General features: G+C 42.7%; 17 protein-coding genes and 1 riboswitch. Of the genes, 12 read left to right on the forward strand and 5 right to left on the reverse strand.

The window, feature by feature from the left end; all coding sequences use genetic code 11:
• Positions 1-92: 92 nt before the first annotated feature.
• The 3 genes from lgt to rppH form a co-directional block, all read right to left on the reverse strand.
• On the reverse strand, positions 93-989 hold the full coding sequence (gene lgt / locus PSE72_RS08465; protein WP_004908663.1) for a prolipoprotein diacylglyceryl transferase: 897 nt from the start codon (positions 987-989) through the stop codon (positions 93-95).
• 162 nt (positions 990-1,151) lie between these two features.
• Complete coding sequence (gene ptsP / locus PSE72_RS08470) at positions 1,152-3,398, reverse strand: phosphoenolpyruvate--protein phosphotransferase (RefSeq protein ID WP_198641602.1); 2,247 nt, start codon at positions 3,396-3,398, stop codon at positions 1,152-1,154.
• A 3-nt stretch (positions 3,399-3,401) separates the two neighbouring features.
• A complete protein-coding gene (rppH, locus tag PSE72_RS08475) occupies positions 3,402-3,935 on the reverse strand; it encodes an RNA pyrophosphohydrolase (RefSeq protein ID WP_004908658.1) in 534 nt (177 codons plus the stop codon).
• Between the two features lie 112 nt (positions 3,936-4,047).
• Positions 4,048-4,145: riboswitch (TPP riboswitch) on the forward strand.
• Positions 4,146-4,203: 58 nt separating this feature from the next.
• Here rppH and thiB point away from each other — a divergent pair.
• The 6 genes from thiB (at position 4,204) to rluA (ending at position 14,075) form a co-directional block, all read left to right on the forward strand.
• Complete coding sequence (gene thiB / locus PSE72_RS08480; RefSeq protein WP_004908655.1) at positions 4,204-5,208, forward strand: thiamine ABC transporter substrate binding subunit; 1,005 nt, start codon at positions 4,204-4,206, stop codon at positions 5,206-5,208.
• Complete coding sequence (gene thiP / locus PSE72_RS08485; protein ID WP_115167803.1) at positions 5,184-6,788, forward strand: thiamine/thiamine pyrophosphate ABC transporter permease ThiP; 1,605 nt, start codon at positions 5,184-5,186, stop codon at positions 6,786-6,788. Before thiB ends, thiP begins: the two co-directional genes overlap by 25 nt.
• On the forward strand, positions 6,781-7,491 hold the full coding sequence (gene thiQ, locus PSE72_RS08490) for a thiamine ABC transporter ATP-binding protein ThiQ (protein ID WP_198641604.1): 711 nt from the start codon (positions 6,781-6,783) through the stop codon (positions 7,489-7,491). Before thiP ends, thiQ begins: the two co-directional genes overlap by 8 nt.
• 62 nt (positions 7,492-7,553) lie before the next feature.
• On the forward strand, positions 7,554-9,905 hold the full coding sequence (locus tag PSE72_RS08495) for a DNA polymerase II (RefSeq protein WP_004908645.1): 2,352 nt from the start codon (positions 7,554-7,556) through the stop codon (positions 9,903-9,905).
• A 377-nt stretch (positions 9,906-10,282) separates the two neighbouring features.
• Complete coding sequence (gene rapA / locus PSE72_RS08500; RefSeq protein WP_115167805.1) at positions 10,283-13,189, forward strand: RNA polymerase-associated protein RapA; 2,907 nt, start codon at positions 10,283-10,285, stop codon at positions 13,187-13,189.
• A gap of 235 nt (positions 13,190-13,424) precedes the next feature.
• The gene (gene rluA, locus PSE72_RS08505) at positions 13,425-14,075 is read left to right on the forward strand and encodes a bifunctional tRNA pseudouridine(32) synthase/23S rRNA pseudouridine(746) synthase RluA (RefSeq protein WP_217007787.1); all 651 of its coding nucleotides are present in this window, start codon (positions 13,425-13,427) and stop codon (positions 14,073-14,075) included.
• Positions 14,076-14,434: 359 nt separating this feature from the next.
• Here rluA and djlA read toward each other — a convergent pair whose 3' ends face one another.
• Positions 14,435-15,250: a co-chaperone DjlA gene (gene djlA, locus PSE72_RS08510; RefSeq protein ID WP_004908636.1), complete on the reverse strand. Its 816-nt coding sequence runs from the start codon at positions 15,248-15,250 to the stop codon at positions 14,435-14,437.
• Between the two features lie 178 nt (positions 15,251-15,428).
• On the opposite strand from djlA, the gene lptD reads away from it, so the two are divergent.
• From lptD to apaH, 6 genes are all read left to right on the forward strand, one after another.
• Positions 15,429-17,804, forward strand: coding sequence for an LPS assembly protein LptD (gene lptD / locus PSE72_RS08515; RefSeq protein ID WP_042851533.1), 2,376 nt, complete (start codon positions 15,429-15,431; stop codon positions 17,802-17,804).
• Positions 17,805-17,972: 168 nt separating this feature from the next.
• Positions 17,973-19,292 carry a peptidylprolyl isomerase SurA gene (surA, locus tag PSE72_RS08520; protein ID WP_042851532.1) on the forward strand — a complete coding sequence of 440 codons (1,320 nt, stop codon included), beginning with the start codon at positions 17,973-17,975 and terminating at the stop codon, positions 19,290-19,292.
• Positions 19,276-20,268 carry a 4-hydroxythreonine-4-phosphate dehydrogenase PdxA gene (gene pdxA, locus PSE72_RS08525; RefSeq protein WP_115167807.1) on the forward strand — a complete coding sequence of 331 codons (993 nt, stop codon included), beginning with the start codon at positions 19,276-19,278 and terminating at the stop codon, positions 20,266-20,268. Before surA ends, pdxA begins: the two co-directional genes overlap by 17 nt.
• A complete protein-coding gene (rsmA, locus tag PSE72_RS08530; RefSeq protein ID WP_004908627.1) occupies positions 20,265-21,074 on the forward strand; it encodes a 16S rRNA (adenine(1518)-N(6)/adenine(1519)-N(6))-dimethyltransferase RsmA in 810 nt (269 codons plus the stop codon). Before pdxA ends, rsmA begins: the two co-directional genes overlap by 4 nt.
• An 18-nt stretch (positions 21,075-21,092) precedes the next feature.
• A complete protein-coding gene (apaG, locus tag PSE72_RS08535; RefSeq protein ID WP_004908625.1) occupies positions 21,093-21,470 on the forward strand; it encodes a Co2+/Mg2+ efflux protein ApaG in 378 nt (125 codons plus the stop codon).
• A 2-nt stretch (positions 21,471-21,472) separates the two neighbouring features.
• A complete protein-coding gene (gene apaH / locus PSE72_RS08540) occupies positions 21,473-22,300 on the forward strand; it encodes a bis(5'-nucleosyl)-tetraphosphatase (symmetrical) ApaH (protein ID WP_004908624.1) in 828 nt (275 codons plus the stop codon).
• Between the two features lie 72 nt (positions 22,301-22,372).
• Here apaH and folA read toward each other — a convergent pair whose 3' ends face one another.
• Positions 22,373-22,867, reverse strand: coding sequence for a type 3 dihydrofolate reductase (folA, locus tag PSE72_RS08545; protein WP_004908621.1), 495 nt, complete (start codon positions 22,865-22,867; stop codon positions 22,373-22,375).
• Positions 22,868-23,050: the final 183 nt, after the last annotated feature.

The raw sequence follows: 23,050 nt of genomic DNA on the forward strand, positions 1-23,050 counted from the left end.
AAGTGGCTAACCTTCGTCTTATTGTATTTTATTGTTTTATTTACAAAATAGTTATACTCAACAGACTAAGTTAGCCCCAATAAATGGACTAATTAACTCTTTTTAGGCTCTTTTAATGGCTTATGGGCTGGCACATTCTTACCATATTTATAAGCCCAGACAATCATTAGAATGCCAATAATAATCATTGGGATTGATAGAATTTGCCCCATACTAATACCACCAAATAAACCAAGCTGTGCATCCGGTTGCCTAAAGAATTCAACGATAATCCTAAATGCACCATAACCAATCAAGAATAGCCCAGAAACACTCCCCATAGGGCGGGGCTTACGCACAAATAAGTTCAAGATGAGAAACAGAACAATTCCCTCTAAGAACATTTCATAAAGTTGTGATGGATGTCTTGGTAGCACACCATACTGCTCTAATATGGGTAGTAACGAAGGGTCTTGGGCGGCAAGCTGAATATCTTCACTGCGTGAATGTGGAAATAAAAATGCCCATGGCGTATCAAGTGTAACTCGTCCCCATAGCTCCCCATTAATAAAGTTCCCAATACGCCCCATGCCTAAACCAAATGGAATTAATGGTGCAACAAAGTCAGAAACTTGCAGGAAACGACGGCGAGTACGATGAGCAAACCACATCATGGCACATATCACACCGATTAAGCCCCCATGGAAGGACATACCGCCATCCCAAACCTTAAAGAGGTATAGAGGATCGTCAAGAAAAACAGGGAGATTATAGAAGAAAACATAACCTAGCCGGCCACCGACAAATACGCCAACAAAGCCAACATACAGTAAGTTTTCTACTTCATTTTTTGTCCAACCACTATTTGGTTTTGCAGCACGACGCCCTGCAAGCCAAAGGGCAAAAACAAAGCCAACAAGGTACATAAAACCATACCAGTGTAACGATACTGGTCCAATCGAAAACATAACAGGATCTATTTCCGGAAATGCTAAGTAGTTGTTACTCATTGTTCCCCACTTTTTAATCATTAAGCCAACTACTCGTCGACTATTACGTATTCAACAGGCTTCAATTTGTGAAGCACCCTGAAGCATACAACAAAAAGTATCGTCATTTATACTTGATATTTTTAGGCCTTAACCAAATTAAATACTTCATCTTGTTGTAAATTAAATTCCACCACGCACAAAACCACCTAAACGGTGCTGTTCCATAAACTCACTGGCTTCTTGCCTAACGCTATCACAAGTTTCTGCAGCCAATAACTTCGGTACTAACTGTGACATCAAAGCAGGGTCAAGCTGGCGGATTAAATATTTCATGCGAGGAACACTACGCCCACTCATACTTAAAGAACGATACCCAAGGGCTATTAATACCATTGCACTAAGTGGTTGACCTGCCATTTCCCCACAAACGCTTACAGGGAGTTCCAGGCGTTGGCACTCTTCACTTACTTTTGCTAAAAAACGCACAACTGAGGGATGAAGATTATCATATAGCGCTGCTACATGGGTGTTATTACGGTCAACAGCAAGTAAATATTGTGTAAAGTCATTAGTCCCGATAGAGATAAAATCAACACGTTTTTTAATTTCAGGTAGTAAAAACAGTAAAGAAGGAACTTCAAGCATAATACCAATTTGAGGCATCTCAACTGGCATTTTTAATAAAACACTCACTTCTTCTCTTGCTCTTTTAACCAGCAAAATTGCTTCGTCTATCTCATTAACACTTGTCACCATCGGTAATAAAATACGTAAATTACCCGAAAGCGTATTTGCCCGTAACATAGCCCTTAGCTGAATCAAAAAGATCTCGGGCTGGTCCAACATAATACGAATACCACGCCAACCTAAACTTGGGTTTTCTTCGCTAATTGGCATATAAGGCAGCTGTTTATCTGCCCCTATATCAAGAGTTCTTAGCACAACCAGTTTGGTAGGAAAAAGTTGCAAAACTTCCTTATAGAGCTGTTTCTGCTCATCTTCCGAGGGAAAACCATTGTGCAGCATAAAAGGCAGCTCAGTACGATACAAACCAACACCATCAACCCCAGTGTTAATTTGTTGCTCGTAACGCGGACTTAAACCTGCATTAAGGTAAATGTGAACTTTTTCGCCATCTTTAAGTATTGCATCTTGCTCAAGAGTCCCTTCTGCTAAGCGACTAATGGCATTTTCTTCTTCAATAATTTGCTGATATTCCTGAACAATTAAATTTTCAGGTTCAATAAAGACCTCACCACGGTACCCATCCAATATTAAATGGCGGTTATGTAATAACGAAGGCTCAATATCAGCCCCCATAATTGCAGGGATCCCCATGGCTCTGATTAAAATCGCAGAATGAGAATGTGTTGCTCCGTCACGCACGACCACACCAGCAAGTTGTTCAATAGGCAACTCAGCCAACACGCTAGCACTTAGCTCATCAGCAACTAAAATAAAGCGTTCTGGCCATTGTTCATTTGCGGTAAGTGAATCATCAAGATGAAACAATAAGCGTTGACCTAATGCTTTTAAGTCTGCCCCTCTTTCCCTTAGATAAAGGTCACGCAGGCGAGAAAACTGCTCCACATAATTTTCAATAACCGTTTTAACCGCCCATTCAGCGGTTGCATTGTCATTAATAGCGGCAAACAGGTGTTTTTTTAGTTGAGGGTCACTAAGTAGATGATTATAGAGATCAAAAATCGCAGCACTTTCTTTTGCTGAGCTAGCCATAAAACGCTTACTAATACGACGACATTCTGCTGTGGCACTTTCAAGAGCGGCGACAAGGCGTTGTTTTTCTTTATCGATATCAATAGCACTCGCTTGGAAAATACTATCTAAAGAAGGTTGGGAGCTATCTTGCCACCCATAAGCCATTGCAATTCCCTGTGATACCGGAATCGCTTTAATTCTATTTTGCCGATATTGCCCAAAAATACCTTTCGCTTGCGCTTGTGACAAAATCACAGCCAGTTGCATTGACAATGTGACCATGAAAGATTCTTCGGTTTCATTAAACAACCGCTTTTCCCGCTGCTGTACCACCAGCACGCCTAATAATTGGCGACGATAGACCACGGGAACACCTAAGAAAGCTCTCAAGCGTTCTTCTTTAAGCTGAGGCAGGAATTTATACTGAGGGTGTTCACGAATATCGGCTAGATTGAGCATCTCAGACTGGCGCCCTACCGCCCCTACGACACCTTCATCAAAACCTAGACGAATAGCAATCCCGCTAGGTTTTTTTAACCCGCGGGTTGCCATTAAGTAATAGCATTGGCGAGGGTGATCGGCTAAATAAATGGAACAAACATCTGTTCTCATTGCTTTGCAAGTCTCATTCACCAACACTTCTAGCGCATCAGTCAAACTTGTCGCCATTGCAACTTTTTCGACAATTTCACGTAAACGCATCAACATAGGCTACTTTGCTCCACGCCTACGGTTATTAAAAGTGGGTCGTTGTGGTAATTTTTGTTCCTGTAAAGGCATTACTACGGGGGCGAATTCTTTCATGACACGCCGATAAACTTCACGTTTAAAAGAAACGACCTGCCTAACAGGATACCAATAACTGACCCATCGCCAGCCATCAAATTCTGGCGATTTACTGCGCTGCACGTTTATATCGGCATCATTACATTGAAGTTGGAGTAAAAACCAACGCTGTTTCTGCCCAATACAAACAGGTTTTGTATCCCAACGCACCAAACGCTTGGGTAATTTGTAACGTAACCAATTACGGGTAGATGCCAATAACCTGACATCTTTACGCTGTAGCCCGACTTCTTCGTATAGCTCACGATACATCGCCTGTTCCGGCGATTCCCCAGGATTGATGCCTCCTTGAGGAAATTGCCATGAGTGCTGACCATAGCGGCGGGCCCATAAAACTTGCCCTTGCCGATTACAAATTACAATTCCTACATTCGGGCGGTAGCCATCATCATCAATCACAGACTACCTCAATAACCAAATTTGAAAGATGCCTAATTGTTTCACACATACCTAAACTGGTAAACCTATATCAATACAGTTTGCAGATATGCCTGAAGTCACTACAATAGTGAACATCTCAACGGGGTGCCGAATTTATTTAGGCTGAGAAATAACCCGTAGAACCTGATCCGGTTAATACCGGCGTAGGGATTTGAGCCACCGCCTGCATATCTGCACCGGTTCCTCCTCAAATCCTGTGTCACTATCTTTTAGCGCAGGAAAAAGCATGTTTAAAAACAAAATTATAGCATCTATTCTTACCTTTAGTGCACTCAGTTTAAGTCAATTGGCATGGGCTGATAAACCAACGCTTACTGTTTATACCTACGATTCCTTTGCAGCAGAATGGGGACCGGGCCCACAAATTAAAAAGAATTTCGAAGCGCAGTGCGATTGTGAATTAAAAATAGTCGCACTGGGGGATGGCGTAGCTCTGCTAAACAGACTCAGAATGGAAGGAAAAAAAAGTAAAGCAGATGTAATTTTAGGATTAGATAATAATTTATTAGATTCTGCTGAAAAAACAGGCCTGTTTGCCCCTGCTGACATTAATACCAGCGCATTAAAACTCCCTATTTCATGGGATAGCTCAACTTTCATTCCTTATGACTATGGTTACTTTGCATTTATATATGACACTAATAAAATTAAACAACCACCAGCCAGCATGGATGCATTATTAAATAGTGAAAATAATTGGAAAATTATTTACCAAGACCCTCGAACCAGTACCCCTGGACTTGGCTTGATGCTGTGGATTGAAAAGCTGTATGGCGACAAATCTGCTGATGCATGGCAAAAAATGGCAGGCAAAACGCTTACCGTAACAAAAGGTTGGAGTGAAGCTTATGGCCTGTTCTTAAAAGGAGAAGGTGATTTTGTACTCAGTTATACCTCATCGCCGGGCTATCAAATGCTTAATGACCAAAAAGATAACTATGCTGCCGCCTTATTTAATGAAGGGCACTATATGCAAGTTGAAGTGGCTGCAAGGTTAAAAAACAGTCCAGAGCCTGAATTGGCAAAACAATTTTTACAGTTTGTCTTAACCCCTGAATTCCAAAATACTTTACCAACAACCAACTGGATGTATCCGGTCATTGATATTCCATTGCCAGAGGTCTATAACCAGTTACCTCTACCTGAAAAAGCCTTACAATTTAGTTCTCAAGAAGTGGCCAAAGAACGCCAAAATTGGACTCGTTTATGGCAAACCGCCGTCAGTCGCTAATTAATTTATCTCTACTACCGGGGGCGTTGGCCTCCGGATTACTGATTACCGTTGCACTCATTAGTTTTGGTGCTCTGTGGTTTTTTGCGCCTGAAATTTCAATGGCTGATATTATCAGCGATAACTATTTGTGGCATGTGATTGGTTTTACCTTTTGGCAGGCTTTTTTATCCGCTATTTTTTCTGTAGTCCCTGCTATTTTTCTCGCCAGAGCATTGCATCGCCGTCGTTTTTTTGGGCGAACTCTATTTTTACGCTTATGTGCAATGACGTTGGTTCTTCCTGTGTTAGTTGCCGTATTTGGTATTTTATCGGTTTACGGGCAAACGGGTTGGCTGGCTAAACTGTGCCAATTATTGGGGCTTAATTACAGTTTTTCGCCTTATGGCCTAAAGGGGATTTTGCTAGCACATGTCTTCTTTAATATGCCGCTAGCAACGCGTATGCTATTACAATCTTTAGAAAATATCGCTATTGAGCAACGGCAAATTGCAGCACAGCTGAGGTTTAATGAGTGGCAGCAATTTACCATTTTAGAATGGCCTTATTTACGGAGACAAATATTACCCACTGCTGCGTTAATTTTTATGCTGTGCTTTGCCAGCTTTGCGACTGTTCTCGCGTTGGGGGGTGGCCCAGCAGCTACGACCATCGAATTAGCTATTTACCAAGCACTTAATTATGATTTTGATTTAGGGCGAGCCACTATTTTAGCACTAATTCAACTCTTTTTCTGTGTCGGTTTGATGTTTATCTGCCACAGAGTAAATAGTGTATTTTCTGTTGGTTTTAGTCATCAGTCCCAATGGGTTGATCCTGCTGATAACACGTTTCGCCGCATTCGTGATTTTTTGCTCATCGCCGCTGCCATACTATTACTACTCCCCCCGCTGTTTGCGGTTATTTTCGATGGATTAAATGGGCAACTTTGGGCGGTATTGCAGCAACCCGCCTTATGGCAAGCCACGGCAACCTCAGTGTTTATTGCACTGTGTGCTGGCGCTGTCTGTGTGGTACTAACCTTAATGTTGTTATGGAGCAGCCGCGAATTGCGCTTACGCCAAGCAGCTCGTTTAGGGCAAGCCATAGAGCTTAGCGGGTTAATTATTTTAGCCATGCCGGGTATCGTCCTCGCGACAGGTTTTTTTATCTTTTTTAATGAAACGATAGGCTTACCTGAATCCCCTTACCCATTAGTTATCATGACTAACGCTTTGTTGGCCATTCCTTATGCGTTAAAAGTATTAGAAAACCCCATGCGAGACAGTGCTGAACGCTATAACCCGTTATGCCAATCACTCGATATTTCGGGTTTTAATCGTTTGCGAATTATTGAATTGAAAGCACTACGCAAACCAATCGCTCAAGCTCTTGCGTTTGCCTGTGTTATCTCAATTGGTGATTTTGGTGTCGTCGCGTTATTTGGCAATGATAACTTCCGCACGCTCCCTTATTATCTTTATCAGCAAATAGGGGCTTACCGATCAAACGATGGTGCAGTGACAGCCATGCTATTGTTATTGCTTTGTTTTTACTTATTTAGCTTGATTGAACGTATTTCAGGAAAACATCATGATTAAATTGACTCAGCTAGATTACCAATACGACAACCTGACAATGTCGTTTGATTTTTCTGTTCAATTTGGTGAATCTGTTGCTGTTATGGGGCCTAGTGGTGCAGGGAAAAGTACGCTATTAAGTTTGATTAGCGGCTTTCAATTCCCCAATAATGGTACGATTGAGCTTAATGGCGAAGACCATACCTTTAGCCCCCCCGCTAAGCGCCCTGTTTCTATGCTATTTCAAGAAAATAATTTATTTTCACACCTGACGATCCGGCAAAATATTGGCCTTGGGTTACAACCCAATTTGCGCCTCAATAAAACGCAAATTCAGCAAGTTGAGCAAATGGCGAGTCGTGTCAGCCTGAGCGAATGTTTAGATAGGTTACCGGTGCAACTGTCGGGGGGGCAACGACAACGTGCGGCATTAGCACGCTGCATGATCCGTAATCAACCGATTTTACTGCTCGATGAACCCTTTTCTGCTCTCGACCCTGCATTACGCCGAGAAATGCTACTATTACTCAAGGAAATTTGTGCGGAGAAATCAATCACGCTGTTAATGGTTTCTCATAATGTTGATGATGCCCTACAAATTGCCCCGAGAACACTGGTTATTGCAGAGGGCAAAATTGCTTACGATGGCGATACCCAAAGCCTATTACAAGGGCAAAGTGCAGCATCTGCTTTATTGAGTATTACAGCCGTTTCTAATAATTAGCACTGTATAAATTCACACTATTCGCGTATATTTATCCTAACTATTTTTATGCGAGTAGCCTAATGACCCAACTCATCGCCCCAGCGGAAAGAGGCTTTATCCTTAGCCGGCACTGGAGAGACACCCGTCACGGTGTCGAGGTCTCTTATTGGCTACTCACTGATAACCAACCACAAAAGGTCACTGTTCCATATCAAAAAGCGATTGGTTTTTTAGCTGAATCTCAATTTCCTCGAGTAAAACACCTATTAGATGAACAACCCAATATTACCTATCGGCTTCTTGAATTAATTGATTTTAAACGTGAAAAGGTCTATGCGATTTATTGCCACCAATATCGACAATTACAGAACCTTGAAAAAAATTGCAACGAATTGGGTGTTGAATTATTAGAAACCGATATTCGCCCAAGTGAACGGTATCTAATGGAACGCTTTATCGCGGCCTCTGTCTGGTTTTCTCGAAATCAGCAAGGGGAGTTTCAACTAAAACCTTGCGAAGGCTACCGCCCCTTAGTCAAGGCCGTTTCCCTTGATATCGAAACCAGCCAACATGGTGAACTCTATTCTATAGGGCTGTCTGGCTGTGGTGACAACGTGGTATTTATGTTGGGGCCAGAACAAGGGCCTGCATTGAGCGCTGAACATCGCTTAATCTATGTGAATAGCCGCCCGCAATTACTTCATAAACTCAATGAATGGCTTCACCAATACGACCCTGATGCCATCATTGGTTGGAACCTAATCCAATTCGACCTACAAGTATTACAAAAACATGCAGAGCGTTATGGCATCCCCTTATTGTTTGGCCGGCAAAGCAAAAAGCTGGAATGGCGAGAGCATGGATTTAAACAAGGCGTCTTTTTTGCCGCTGCTGAAGGCCGGTTAATTATTGATGGTATCGATGCATTAAAAGCAGCGACCTGGAGTTTTCCATCATTTAGTTTAGAGTCTGTCGCCCAAGCGCTACTTGGTGAAGGTAAAGCGATTGATACCCCTTATGACCGAATGGATGAGATCAACCGTCGTTTCGCTCACGATAAACCTGCTTTAGCTCACTACAATATTCAGGACTGTATTTTAGTCCATCGAATCTTTGAAAAAACCGATTTAATGGCTTTCTTGCAGGAACGTTCAACGGTAACAGGTCTTGCTGTTGATAAAATGGGGGGCTCTGTAGCTGCATTCTCACACCTTTATATTCCCCGCTTACACCGACTTGGTTTCGTTGCGCCCAACCTCACAGAACAAAAAATGCAACTGAACCCCGGGGGCTTTGTCATGGACTCCGAACCCGGGTTATATGACTCCGTATTAGTTTTGGACTACAAAAGCCTATATCCTTCAATTATTAGAACTTTTCTCATCGACCCTGCAGGTATGATTGACGGGTTAGCACACCCTAACCTTGCACATTCGGTTCCCGGTTTTCGCCAAGCTTGGTTTTCTCGCACAACCCACTGTTTACCCGATATTGTCAGCCATATCTGGCAAGAGCGGGATAAAGCCAAAAAAGAGCATAATGCACCACTATCCCAAGCGCTAAAAATTATTATGAACGCATTTGCTGGAGTATTAGGAGCTGAAGGATGCCGTTTTTTTGACCCAAGACTGACCGCATCAATCACCATGCGTGGCCATGAAATTATGCGTACAACCAAACGCTTGATTGAGTCACAGGGTTACCAAGTTATTTATGGAGATACCGACTCCACGTTTGTATGGTTACGTGATGCTCACAATGAAGAACAAGCGCAAAAAATTGGCTTTGCTTTACGTGATTACGTAAATAGTTGGTGGAAAAAACATTTAGCAGAAGAATGGCAATTAGAAGGCGTTTTAGAGCTCGAGTATGAAACCCATTACCGCAGATTTTTGATGCCCACCGTACGTGGTGCCGAAATGGGGAGCAAAAAGCGCTATGCAGGATTGAGTAAAGACACCATGGTATTTAGAGGGCTGGAAACCATTCGTTCAGACTGGACACCATTAGCTCAAATATTCCAAAAAGAGCTCTATACCCGTATTTTTTATCACCAACCTTACCGTGAATATATTCGTGAGTATGTCCAAAATATTCGTTCGGGCCAATATGATGACCGTTTAGTTTATCGTAAGCGTCTGCGCCGAAAATTGACTGATTACCAAAAAAATGTTCCTCCGCATGTTCGAGCCGCTCGTACTGCTGATGACTATAATTTAAAATTACAGCGCCCTTTGCAATACCAAAATGGCGGTTGGATAAACTATATTATTACTCAGGCGGGGCCTGAACCATTGGAAATCATCACGGCAAAACCGGATTACGAACATTATATATCCAAACAAATCAAACCGATAGCAGATGCTATCTTGCCTTTCTTACAGGATGACTTTGATACCCTGCTAACTGGGCAAATTACCCTTTTGTTTTAAAATTTATTCTACCTTTGATGTTTTTTTAACAGGTGACGATAGCCTTCGGTTGAATTAATATATCGCCCCTTTGGTGTCTCGCACGTCTGGCTACACAAATTATGCGTGATAATCAACAATACTCATTATAATTCAAATAGACTGACTCATTGTCCCGGCCACAAGCCCAGCAAACGCCTTAGTGCTCACTTTGCTGCAATTTGAATGATTAAATGTGTATAATTAATCATCAGGTAACGACTATTTTTAAAATAATTCGAACTCTTCCTTGTGTAACTATTAATGAGTTACACCAACACTGGGCGAAGACACTGATAAAAATTGTCTTAAAAAATCTAAAAAATAAACTCTCAATTTTATGGAATTAAGTTAAATCTATGCCATTTACTCTTGGTCAACGCTGGATCAGCGATACAGAAAGCGAACTTGGATTAGGTGCCGTCGTGGCAATTGATGCCCGTATGGTAACGTTGCTTTTCCCTGCCAGTGGCGAAAACCGCCTATACTCTAGCAGCGATGCCCCTATTACCCGAGTGATGTTTAATGAAGGTGATACCATTACCAGCCACGAAGGCTGGCAACTTCAAGTTCAAAGCATTGAAGAAGATAAAGGATTATTGACTTACATCGGCACACGTTTAGATACGCAAGAAACCGGTGTGAGCCTTAGAGAGGTGTTCCTCGACAGCAAGCTCACATTCAATAAGCCGCAAGATCGTCTATTTGCTGGGCAAATTGACCGTATGGATCGCTTTGCTTTACGCTTTCGTGCGCGCAAATTTCAAAGTGAGCAAGTCAAACACCAAGCGACAGGCCTACGCGGTATTCGTGCAAGCCTGATCCCACACCAATTACATATTGCCAATGAAGTGGGAAAACGCCACCATCCGCGCGTATTACTCGCTGACGAAGTGGGCTTAGGTAAAACCATTGAAGCGGGGATGATTATCCACCAGCAATTAATGGCAGGCCGTGCAGAGCGCGTCTTAGTTATCGTTCCTGATAGCTTACAACACCAATGGCTGGTTGAGATGCTGCGCCGCTTTAATCTGCGTTTTTCTTTGTTTGATGATAGCCGTTACAGTGAAGCACAACATGATAGCGATAACCCATTTGAAACAGAACAACTCGTTCTGTGTTCACTGGATTTTGTCCGCCGTAATAAGCAGCGTTTTGACCAATTAGTTGAAGCGGGCTGGGATATGATGGTTGTCGATGAAGCTCACCACTTACAGTGGAGCGAAACTGCCCCGAGCCGCGAATATCAAGTTATTGAAACATTAGCTGAAAATATCCCGTCTATTTTGCTATTAACGGCAACACCGGAACAACTTGGCCAAGAAAGTCACTTCGCTCGCCTGCGTTTACTTGACCCTAGCCGCTTCCATGATTACCAGGAGTTTATTGCTGAGCAAGAAAACTACCGCCCTGTTGCTGATGCGGTTTCGCTGTTACTGTCAGGTGATAAACTAACTAATGACCAGCAAAATTTACTTAATGAGCTAATCAAAGAACAAGATATCGAACCACTATTAAAGGCTGCAAACCTTGAAAGTGAAGACGGCAATGCCGCACGCCAAGAACTGATCAACATGTTAATGGATCGCCATGGTACCAGCCGACTGTTGTTCAGAAATACCCGTAATGGTGTCAAAGGTTTCCCTCGCCGTGAGTTGCATTCACTAAAAATGCCATTGCCCACCCAATACCAAACTGCAATTAAAGTGGCAGGTATTATGGGCAGTAAAAAAGACGTTGAAACTCGTGCAAAAGAAATGCTCTACCCTGAGCAAATTTACCAAGAGTTTGAAGGTGAAAATGCCACTTGGTGGAACTTTGACCCACGTGTTGAATGGTTAATGGGCTTTTTGACCGCAAACCGCCATGAAAAAGTGTTAGTAATCTGCGCGAAAGCCGCAACCGCACTACAATTGGAGCAAGTGTTACGCGAACGCGAAGCGATTCGTGCTGCCGTGTTCCATGAAGGGTTATCACTATTAGAGCGTGACCGAGCCGCTGCCTATTTTGCATCTCAAGAAGAAGGCGCGCAGGTGCTACTGTGTTCTGAAATCGGCTCTGAAGGGCGTAACTTCCAATTTGCAAACCAGTTGGTGATGTTCGACCTACCGTTTAATCCAGACTTACTTGAGCAGCGCATCGGCCGTTTAGACCGTATTGGCCAAAGCCGTGATATCAGCATTCATGTGCCTTATTTAGAAAATACCGCTCAATCTGTATTGATCCGTTGGTACCACGAAGGCTTAGATGCCTTTGAACATACCTGCCCAACAGGCCGAGCTATCTACGATAAATACTACCAACCATTGCTGCAATTTATGGCTGAACCGACAGTCACTGAAGGTTTTGATGATTTTATTAAAACCTGCCGCGCAGAGCATGACAGCTTAAAATTGCAATTAGAACAAGGCCGTGACCGCTTACTTGAAATGCATTCAAACGGTGGCGAGTCAGGTAATCAGTTAGCTGAAGAAATTAGCGAAGGCGATAACGATACTGAATTGGTTAACTTTGCGCTCAATCTTTTTGATATCGTTGGCATTAATCAAGAAGACAAAAGTGATAACTTGATTATCCTAACGCCTTCTGACCATATGTTAGTACCTGATTTCCCAGGACTTCCTCAAGATGGCTGCACCATCACGTTTGATAGAGAGCAAGCGCTTTCCCGTGAAGATACGCAATTTATCAGCTGGGAACACCCTATTATTCGTAATGGTTTAGATTTAGTGTTATCTGGCGATACAGGCAGCTGTGCGGTTTCTTTACTGAAAAACAAAGCGCTGCCTGTTGGCACCTTATTGACTGAACTCATTTACGTTGTGGAAGCTCAAGCACCTAAGAACCTGCAAATCAGCCGGTTCTTACCAGCAACTCCAGTACGCTTATTAATTGATTTAAAAGGTAATAACTTATCATCTCAAGTTGAGTTTGAAAGTTTTAACCGTCAATTAAATGCCATTAACCGCCATATGGCGAGCAAACTGGTAAATGCAGTACAAAATGAGGTTCATTCGGTATTACGCTTATCTGAGCCGATGATCGAAAAAGAAGCCAAAGCATTGATAGAAAATGCAAAAGAAGCGGCTGATAAAGCGCTGACGTTGGAGCTTTCTCGTTTAGAAGCACTCAAAGCGGTCAACCCAAATATCCGAGATGAAGAGCTTGATATTATTGAAGAAGAGCGTCAGCAACTGATGACCAATATCGACCAAGCCACATGGCGCCTAGATGCCATTCGCTTAGTTGTGGTAACTCATCAGTAAACTATGATAATCAAACCATATTGTTCTATATGGTTTGATAATTAATTTAAAATCTACAACTCGAACTAATTATTTTATTTCGTACTTTTGCGTAATAAAAATAGGGTTGCCCTAAGTAATTCGAGTTGTAGGTAGGCAGCAAACGAAGATATCTTGGGGAGCATACATAAGTACGTGACCCGAGTAGCTGAGTGAAGCTAACACCCCTACAACTTGAAGTATGACGGGTAATTGAATGATACCGTACAATCCACCGCTAGAACCTTGGCTCCACATCCTCTATCAAGACGACCATATCATTGTCGTCAACAAGCCAAGCGAACTACTTTCTGTTCCCGGAAAAGCCCCTGAGCACCACGATAGCATTATGAGCCGTATTCAACGTGATTTTCCTGCTGCTGAATCCGTACATCGCTTAGATATGGCGACCAGTGGCGTCATGGTTGTGGCACTGCACAAAAAGGCTGAGCGTGAGCTCAAACGTCAATTTAGGGAGCGTGAGCCCAAAAAATTCTATATTGCTCGTGTCTGGGGACATTTAGAAAAAGAAGAAGGCTTGATTGATTTGCCGCTAATTTGCGATTGGCCAAACCGCCCTAAGCAAAAGGTGTGTTTCGAAACAGGGAAATCGGCACAAACTGAATACCAAGTATTACAATACGAAGAACAAGCGACACGCGTGAAGCTTTCACCCATTACGGGTCGTTCTCACCAACTGAGAGTCCATATGTTAGCTTTAGGCCACCCAATATTAGGCGACCGTTTCTATGCTCACGATGAAGCCAAAGCGCTCGCCCCTCGCTTACAATTACATGCTCAGGAGTTATATATCACCCATCCTGAATATGGCACACCAATGCATTTTACCTGCCCACCAGATTTTTAACGCTAGATTTATTTGATCGTTTGATTAATTTTCCCTCCCCCTACCATACCCTAAATAGTTTGTATCGCTGTTAGGCGGTAAAAGAGCAAATCCCTAGGAGCATACAGCCGTATGTGACTAGGGGTTCGTGATACAACGAGCGCTACATGCAGAAAAATGTACATTGCCTACTAGAGTAAATTCTCATTTTATTTGGATGAGTAAATTTTTTGTTTTCAATTATTCCCCTGATTTCCCCTAAATAGTTCGTGCTACCACACGGCGTCGATTGAGCGAATCCCTAGGAGCGTAGATAACTACGTGACTAGGGTGCGCGAGCGCAGCCAACAACGCTGCGGCGCGAAATATGACGGGGAAATTTATTTGAAGCCGAGCTCCTTCTTAACTAAGTCATAAGCGGCTTGGATAGACTGCGCCTTTTGCTTAGCAATCTCCATCATCTCTGGCGGCAAACCTTTCGCAACCAGTTTATCGGGGTGATGTTCGCTCATCAGTTTACGATAGGCTCGCTTAATTTTTGTTGGGTCATCACTAGGAGACACGCCAAGCACTTTACAAGCATCTTCAAGGGTTGGGCCATTTGATTGCTGATAATACCCTCCTGATTGCTGCTGAGAGTATCCTTGGCCAAATTGGCGACCACTTTGGATCATATCCAAGAACTGTTCAAACTGAACCTTAGAAATACCGAGCTCTTCGGCAATAATAAACAACACTTTTCGTTCGTTCGGGTGTAATTGTCCATCAGCAAAAGCAGCTTGTAATTGAATTTCCAGAAACATCTGAATCAAGTCAAAACGGCCATAACAGGCCATACGTAATTGCTTTAATACATCACGCAATGGAAAGTTAGGGGATTTGCCTTCTCTAAATGCTTGTTGAGCCGCTTTTCGTGTTTCTCCATGCAATTGCATTCTGTCCATTAAATTGGTCGCAAGCTGAATATCTGTCTCGGTTACACGGCCTTTGGATTTCGTTAAATGCCCCAAAATTTGGAAGGTACTCGCAAAGAAAATGATTTGGCGATCTCGCTTATTCATTCTCCCTGCAAATTTACGTTGAATCGATGCTTTATCAAAACCATGCCCAATAATTAACCCAACTAGCGCTCCCCAAAAGCCCAATCCAGAGACGATTGCGAGTATAACGCCAATAATTTTGCCCCAATAGTGCATATATCCCTCAATTCTTCAATGCTCAAAATGCAATTTTGCATTATCATACTATTCATTCAGCTCTATGCATAACTACCCGCGCGTAAAGTTTCTTACATTATACTGGCGCAAAGTGGTTGGCTAAGTTAGTCTTTGAGCGTTTGCTGGCGATGCCAATGATGACGGAACCCCATATTTAATGATGAAAAAAAGCTATCCAACACTACTCGCCACCATGGTATGGGCGGCAATTTATAGTCAGCAAGCGCATGCTGACCTTGCACAGCAGTGTATGCTGGGTGTCCCTGTTTACACCAAACCGATTGTAAAAGGTGACCCTAACAACCTGCCGATTCACATTACCGCTGAAGATGTCCGTGGTGAATACCCTAATTTTGTTGAATATGAAGGTAATGTCGATATTCAACAAGGGAACCAAACATTAACCGCTGATAACGTTAAACTCACACAAACAGAAACAGCGGGTGAACTTCCTGTACGCGAAGTAACAGCCACCGGTAATGTGCACTACGATGACCCACAAATTATCTTAAAAGGCCCTTCTGCGTGGTCTAACTTAGATAATAAAAACACTGATGTGAATGACGGTAACTACATGATGGTAGGCCGTCAGGGGCGTGGTGATGCGACGAAAATGAAAATGCGTGGTGAAAACCGTTACTCTATTATGGAAAACGGTACATTCACAACCTGTTTACCCGGCAATAATAGCTGGAGCGTCGCGGGCTCTGAAGTCATTATCGACCGCGAAGAAGAAGTTGCTGAAATTTGGCATGCGCGCTTTAAAGTGGGTGACGTGCCTATTTTCTATAGCCCATATATGCAATTACCGATTGGCAATAAGCGCCGTTCAGGTTTTTTAATTCCGACGGGAAGTTATTCAAGTAACGATGGGCTAGAGTTCTCATTACCCTATTATTGGAATATTGCACCAAACTACGATGCCACAATTACACCGCAATTTATGACCCACCGTGGTGTAAAATTAAATAATGAATTCCGCTACCTTATTGCTCCAGGTACAGGCACCGTGGCCTTTGATTTTCTAAATCATGACCGTGCTTATATCAAAGACAAAGAACGTGGTAAGCGTGAAGATCGTGATAGCGATGACCGTTGGTTATTCTACTGGCGCCATTCTGGGACTTACGCGGGGCACTGGAACTTCAGCTCTGACTATACCAAAGTGAGCGACCCTAGCTATTTTACTGACTTTAGTTCCCAGTACGGTAGCACCACTGATGGCTACGCTACGCAAAAATTCAGTGCAGGTTATTCAGATACAAACTGGAATGCGAAAGTCACTCACAAGCAATTCCAAATTTTTGCAGATAACCCCAACAAGCGCGCTTATAAAGCAGAGCCACAAGTGGACTTCAATTATTATAAAAATAATTTAGGTGCTTTTGATGTGCATACTTACGCACAAGCTGCTCGTTTTACAAGTGTGGGTAAAAATAACCCAGACGCAACTCGCTTACACATTGAACCAGAAGTAAACCTGCCATTGTCTAATGGTTGGGCAAATATGAATAACAGCATCAAATTGTATGCGACTCATTACGACCAAGATATTCCTCGCTCGAATACGGATACTAGCTTAGAAAAAAATGTTACGCGTGTTCTACCCATGTTTAAAAGCGATGCAAAAGTTGTCTTCGAACGAGACCTTTTCCAAGGCAGCGATTTCGTTCAAACATTAGAACCACGTGTCCAATATTTGTATATTCCGTATAAAGATCAAGATAATATCAATAACTTTGACTCTTCATTGCTGCAGTCAGACTATAGCGGCTTATTCCGTGACCGGATTTACAGTGGCCTTGACCGTATCGCCTCTGCAAACCAGTTCACCACAGGTGTTACAACACGTGTTTATGACGATACTTTAGCTGAGCGCTTTAACTTCTCTGTGGGGCAAATTTATTACTTTGAACGCCCACGTGCTGGTGATTCAAATCGCCCAATAGATGATAAAAGCAACACAGGTTCATTATTGTGGGCCACTGACTCTATGTGGCGAATTGATGATAACTGGGGCTTGCGTGGTGGGTTACAATATGACCGCCGTCTCGGTAATGTCACAATGGGGAATGCGGTTGCAGAATACCGTTTAGATGCCGATCGTTTAGTTCAGTTGAACTACCGTTTCGTTGACCGTGATTATATTCAAGCAACCTTCCGTCGCGAAGATACTGCGAATGGTGGCTATACCTATACACTGCCTGAATACCAACGCGGTATTTCACAAGTGGGTGCTGTCATGAGTTGGCCATTAAGCGAGCGTTGGGGCTTTGTAGGTTCATATTATTATGATACCAAACAACAGCAACCTGCGAGCCAACTGGTTGGTTTGCAATACAATACTTGTTGCTGGGCAGTCAATCTTGGCTATGAACGTAAGATAGTTGGTTGGCAAAAAGAGAAGTTTAGCAGTGAATATGACAATAAATGGTCAATCAATGTGGAACTTAGAGGCCTAAATAACAATCATAGTTTAGGTAGTCAGAAAATGTTAGAAAGTGGCATTATGCCTTATCAACGTGCTTTCTGATAAAAATAACATAAATTTACTCTAAATAATTCGAGTCGCTAGGAGCATACATAAGTATGTGACTAGTGCGAACGAACGCAGTCAACAACACTGCAACTTGAAGTATGACGAGTAAAAAAGAGATTAGCCCGCTTTTGCGGAATCAAAGTCAATATTTATAGGACCATTATGAAGAATTGGAGAACGCTTATTCTGGGACTGATGTTCGCAAGCTCCACTGCTTTGGCTGCGCCTCAGCAAATGGATAAAGTCGCTGCGGTCGTCAATAACGGTGTTGTGCTGGAAAGTGACGTCCAGAATATGATCAACACAGTAAAACTGAATGCTCAGAACGCACGTCAACAAGTGCCTGATGATCAAACTCTGCGTCATCAGATCCTCGAGCGTCTCGTTATGGATAACATCATTTTGCAAATGGCTAGCCAAATGCAAATCAATATTCCAGATGAAGCCGTGGATGCAACTATTACTGATATCGCTCGTCAAAACGGTTTAACACTGCAGCAAATGCAACAACGCTTAACCGCAGATGGCATCAATATGAATCAATATCGTAGCGAAATTCGTAAAGAGATGCTGATCGCTGAAGTGCGTAACAATGAAGTTCGCCGCCGCGTTACCATTTTGCCTCAAGAGGTTGATTCTCTTGCAGAGCAAATGAGCTCACAAGCCAATTATGAAATGGGCGTTAATCTAAGCCATATCTTGATCCCGTTGGCAGAAAACCCAACGCAAGAACAACTAAAAAACGCTGAAGCATTAGTGAATAAAATTTTAGCTGAACTGAAAAAAGGCGGAGATTTTGGTAAATTAGCTATCGCTTATTCAGCAGACCCTCAAGCGCTGAAAGGCGGTAATATGGGTTGGTCACGCCTACAAGAATTGCCTGTTGTCTTTGCTGAACAGCTGAAAAATGCGAAAAAAGGCGATATTGCTGGCCCAATTCGTTCCGGTGTCGGCTACCATATTTTACGCGTAAATGATGTAAGTGGTGGCAGCCAACCGATTTCTGTCACAGAAGTGAAAGCACGTCACATCTTAATTAAGTCATCACCAATTATGGATGATGCACAGGCAAGACAAAAATTAACTAAAATTGCTCAGGAAATTCGTTCAGGCAAAGTTTCATTTGAAGATGCAGCAAAAGAGAATTCTGAGGATCCAGGTAGCGCATTAAAAGGTGGTGAATTAGGTTGGAATATGCCTGATGTCTACGACCCGGCTTTCCGTGATGCATTAATGAGACTGAATAAAGGCGAATTAAGCCAACCTGTTCAATCAAATTTTGGTTGGCACTTAATCCAATTAGAAGACACTCGTAACGTTGATAAAACAGATGCGGCACAAAAAGACCAAGCGTACCGCCTGCTATTCAACCGTAAATTTAATGAAGAAGCACAGAGCTGGATGCAAGAACAACGTGCTTCCGCTTATGTGAAAATGGTTGATGGCCGTGACAGCCAGTCTACAGATGAAAAATCAAATTAAGCCTATTGTCATCACTCCCGGCGAACCTGCCGGGATTGGTCCTGACCTACTGATTCAGCTTGCTCAACAGCAATGGCCTGTTGAGCTGGTTGCCTGTGTTGATCCTGAATTGTTACGCCAGCGTGCCAAAGCGCTGAATTTGCCACTGACATTAACCGAATATATCCCTAATACCGTCACTAAAGTACAACCTGCGGGTAGTTTATCCGTTCTACCTGTTCATTTAGCAACGGCTGCAAAGGCAGGTGTACTTAACGTTGATAATGGCCAATATGTCGTAGAAAGCTTAACAAAAGCCTGTGACGGCTGTTTAAAGGCTGAATTCTCAGCCATAGTCACAGGGCCTGTACATAAAGGCATCATTAATGATGCTGGCGTACCATTTAGCGGCCACACTGAATTCTTTGCAGAAAAAAGTGGCTGTGAACGCGTTGTTATGATGCTAGCTACCGAAGAACTGCGTGTTGCATTAGCCACAACGCATTTGCCACTCAAGGACGTGTCAGCTGCCATCACTCAACAGAGCCTGAATGAAGTCATCACGATTTTACACCATGATTTACAAACAAAATTTGGTATTGAAAAACCAGCCATCTATGTTTGTGGTTTAAATCCACATGCAGGAGAAGGCGGGCACATGGGTACCGAAGAAATTGATACGATAGAGCCCGCGCTCGAAAACCTGCGCACAAAAGGGATTAATTTGATTGGGCCATTGCCTGCAGATACCTTATTTCAAGCTAAGTATTTAGACCATGCAGACGCAGTGTTAGCAATGTATCACGATCAGGGCCTTCCTGTGTTAAAATACCAAGGTTTTGGCAGAGCAGTAAATATTACTCTCGGCCTGCCTTTTATCCGTACCTCTGTCGACCATGGCACAGCCCTTGAACTCGCTGGTACGGGTCATGCTGATGTGGGAAGTTTTATCACCGCATTAAAGTTAGCTATCCAAATGACATCTAAGAATACATGAATAATCGAGTCCATCAGGGGCACTTTGCCCGCAAACGCTTCGGGCAGAACTTTTTAACTGACCAATTTATTATCGACAGCATCGTGGATGCCATGAACCCGCTGCCGGGTCAGTCCATTGTAGAAATTGGTCCCGGCTTAGGTGCCTTAACCGAACCTGTCGGTAGCCGAATCGATAAAATGACTGTAGTTGAACTTGACCGTGACCTTGCAGCACGCTTACACGTTCACCCTCAGCTAAAAGATAAATTAACTATCATTCAGCAAGATGCAATGACAGTAGATTTTGGTGAATTAGCCAAACAAGCAGGTCAACCCCTGCGCGTTTTTGGTAACTTGCCTTACAATATCTCTACACCATTAATGTTCCATCTATTCACATTCACCAACTCCATTGCTGACATGAACTTCATGCTGCAAAAAGAAGTGGTGAATCGTCTGGTCGCAGGCCCTGGCAGCAAAGCCTTTGGCCGCTTGAGTGTCATGGCACAATATTACTGTAATGTGGTGCCTGTGTTAGAAGTACCGCCGACTGCATTTACACCCGCACCAAAAGTAGATTCTGCCATTGTTAGGTTGATTCCTCATCGTGAAAACCCATATCCGGTAAAAGACATTAAATTTTTAAGTCGCATTACCACACAAGCTTTCAATCAACGCCGTAAAACTGTTCGTAACAGTCTTGGGGATTTATTCAGCGTTGAAGAGTTAACAGAACTGGGTATTGATTTAAGCACTCGAGCAGAAAATATTTCTGTTGAACAATATTGTAAAATGGCAAACTATCTCTCTAACCGTTCAGAATAGTCTGTTGAAGGAGGCACTATGCTTAATGAGCCGAATGTTAGCATCCAAGTTCAGAGTGTCTATATAGAAAGCCAATCTCAACCCGATATTGCGAGATATGTGTTTGCTTACACAATCTGCATTCGTAATTTAGGGCGGGAACCTATCCAATTAATGAGCCGTTATTGGCTCATTACTAACAGTGATGGCCATAAAACCGAAGTTCAAGGTGAAGGAGTAGTGGGTGAACAACCCCTTATTCAGCCAGGAAAAGAATATCGTTATACCAGTGGCGCAATCCTTGAAACACCAATGGGTACGATGGAAGGTTATTATGTGATGATAAGTACGCAAGGGGACAGTTTCCACGTTGATATCCCTGCTTTTCGTCTTGCCATCCCAACACTGATTAATTAATTATGTCGACATATTTAGTAGGTGATATTCACGGTTGCTATCGTGAACTCCGTGACTTGATGGAAAGTGTTCATTTTGATCCAACCAAAGACACATTATGGTTAACAGGCGATCTCGTTGCTCGCGGAGCTGAATCACTGCAAGTTTTACGCTATGTAAAAAGCCTTGGCTCAGCCGTACGTCTAGTGCTTGGTAACCATGATCTCCATCTGTTGGGAATTTACTGTAAGATCAGTCGCAATAAACCCAAAGATCACCTCGATGAGTTATTACATGCCCCTGATCTTGACGAACTGATCAATTGGTTACGTCGCCAACCTTTATTACAAATTGATGAAGAAAAAAAGATCTTGATGACCCATGCCGGTATGACTCCGCAATGGGATATCAAAACAGCACGCATGTGTGCAAGAGAAGTTGAAGCAGTGCTTTCCAGTGATGCATATCCACTATTTATCGACTCCATGTATGGTGATATGCCAAATAACTGGTCTGAAAGCCTAATGGGGCTAGCACGCTTGCGTTTTAGTACCAATGCCTTAACACGTCTGCGCTACTGTTTTCCGAACGGGCAATTAGATATGATTTGCAAGGAAAACCCCAAAAAGGCACCTGCCCCACTAAAACCGTGGTTCGATCTACCAAGCCAAATTCCTGATGATTACTCGGTATTTTTTGGTCACTGGGCATCGCTCGAAGGAAAATGTACCCCCGATAACGTCTATGCTTTAGATACTGGGTGCTGCTGGGGAGGAGACTTGACGCTATTCCATTGGGAAACCAAGCAGTATCACCGCCAAAAGTCATATCAAAAACGCCGCAAAGAATAACTTTTTATATGATCAACTGTAAGTTATAGCAAAATGGCGCAATTAAGCGCCATTTTGTGATCAAACCAAAAATTAAGCTCTTTTGGTTAGGATCTCAAAACAATAACCATGGGTATTGTTTTCATCAGCTTCATGGTATTCCGTAAAAATAGAATCCCATTCATCAGGCTCATAAGTTGGAAAATGGGTATCACCAATAACTTCGGCATCAACATGAGTCAAATAGAGTTTATTCGCTAATGGTAAAAATTGTTGATAAACTTTACCACCGCCAATCACCATCACTTCATCAACATTTTCAATTGCTTGTGCCGCGGCTAACGCTTCTTCAATTGACGTTACCCAAATCACATCAGAATCAGTGCCAGGAACACTGCTTAATACAATATTTACACGTTGTGGTAATGGGCGCCCAATAGATTCATAGGTCACACGCCCCATGATAACCGGTTTATTTAACGTATTTCGTTTGAACCACGCTAGATCCCCCGGCAAATTCCAAGGCATCGCTTTTTCCATGCCGATAACCTGATCGATCGCCATTGCTGCGATTAAGCTAATATTCATCTATTCACCTTAGAAACAAGATATAAAAATTGAGCACACTATACGGAAAGAGAATTGTTTCGTCGACTAAATTTAAGCTTCCTTAAACAGGTTTGAATCACTTATACTCAAATTGATAAACTTACGACTAAAAATAACATGAAAAAACAAAATGAACCCTCTGATATCAGCCTAAATACGAGT

The sequence above is a fragment of the Providencia sp. PROV116 genome (assembly GCF_028482485.1).
GTDB classification, from domain to species: Bacteria; Pseudomonadota; Gammaproteobacteria; order Enterobacterales; family Enterobacteriaceae; genus Providencia; species Providencia rettgeri.

Excerpts from the sequence above, each read along its gene's own strand:
- rsmA (WP_004908627.1), top strand. The coding sequence starts at position 20,265 with ATGAATAATCGAGTCCATCAGGGGCACTTTGCCCGCAAACGCTTCGGG.
- rapA (WP_115167805.1), top strand. The coding sequence starts at position 10,283 with ATGCCATTTACTCTTGGTCAACGCTGGATCAGCGATACAGAAAGCGAA.
- PSE72_RS08495 (WP_004908645.1), top strand. The coding sequence starts at position 7,554 with ATGACCCAACTCATCGCCCCAGCGGAAAGAGGCTTTATCCTTAGCCGG.
- lgt (WP_004908663.1), bottom strand. The coding sequence starts at position 989 with ATGAGTAACAACTACTTAGCATTTCCGGAAATAGATCCTGTTATGTTT.
- ptsP (WP_198641602.1), bottom strand. The coding sequence starts at position 3,398 with ATGTTGATGCGTTTACGTGAAATTGTCGAAAAAGTTGCAATGGCGACA.
- pdxA (WP_115167807.1), top strand. The coding sequence starts at position 19,276 with ATGAAAAATCAAATTAAGCCTATTGTCATCACTCCCGGCGAACCTGCC.
- thiB (WP_004908655.1), top strand. The coding sequence starts at position 4,204 with ATGTTTAAAAACAAAATTATAGCATCTATTCTTACCTTTAGTGCACTC.
- lptD (WP_042851533.1), top strand. The coding sequence starts at position 15,429 with ATGATGAAAAAAAGCTATCCAACACTACTCGCCACCATGGTATGGGCG.
- thiP (WP_115167803.1), top strand. The coding sequence starts at position 5,184 with ATGGCAAACCGCCGTCAGTCGCTAATTAATTTATCTCTACTACCGGGG.
- djlA (WP_004908636.1), bottom strand. The coding sequence starts at position 15,250 with ATGCACTATTGGGGCAAAATTATTGGCGTTATACTCGCAATCGTCTCT.
- apaG (WP_004908625.1), top strand. The coding sequence starts at position 21,093 with ATGCTTAATGAGCCGAATGTTAGCATCCAAGTTCAGAGTGTCTATATA.
- folA (WP_004908621.1), bottom strand. The coding sequence starts at position 22,867 with ATGAATATTAGCTTAATCGCAGCAATGGCGATCGATCAGGTTATCGGC.
- rluA (WP_217007787.1), top strand. The coding sequence starts at position 13,425 with ATGATACCGTACAATCCACCGCTAGAACCTTGGCTCCACATCCTCTAT.
- thiQ (WP_198641604.1), top strand. The coding sequence starts at position 6,781 with ATGATTAAATTGACTCAGCTAGATTACCAATACGACAACCTGACAATG.
- apaH (WP_004908624.1), top strand. The coding sequence starts at position 21,473 with ATGTCGACATATTTAGTAGGTGATATTCACGGTTGCTATCGTGAACTC.
- surA (WP_042851532.1), top strand. The coding sequence starts at position 17,973 with ATGAAGAATTGGAGAACGCTTATTCTGGGACTGATGTTCGCAAGCTCC.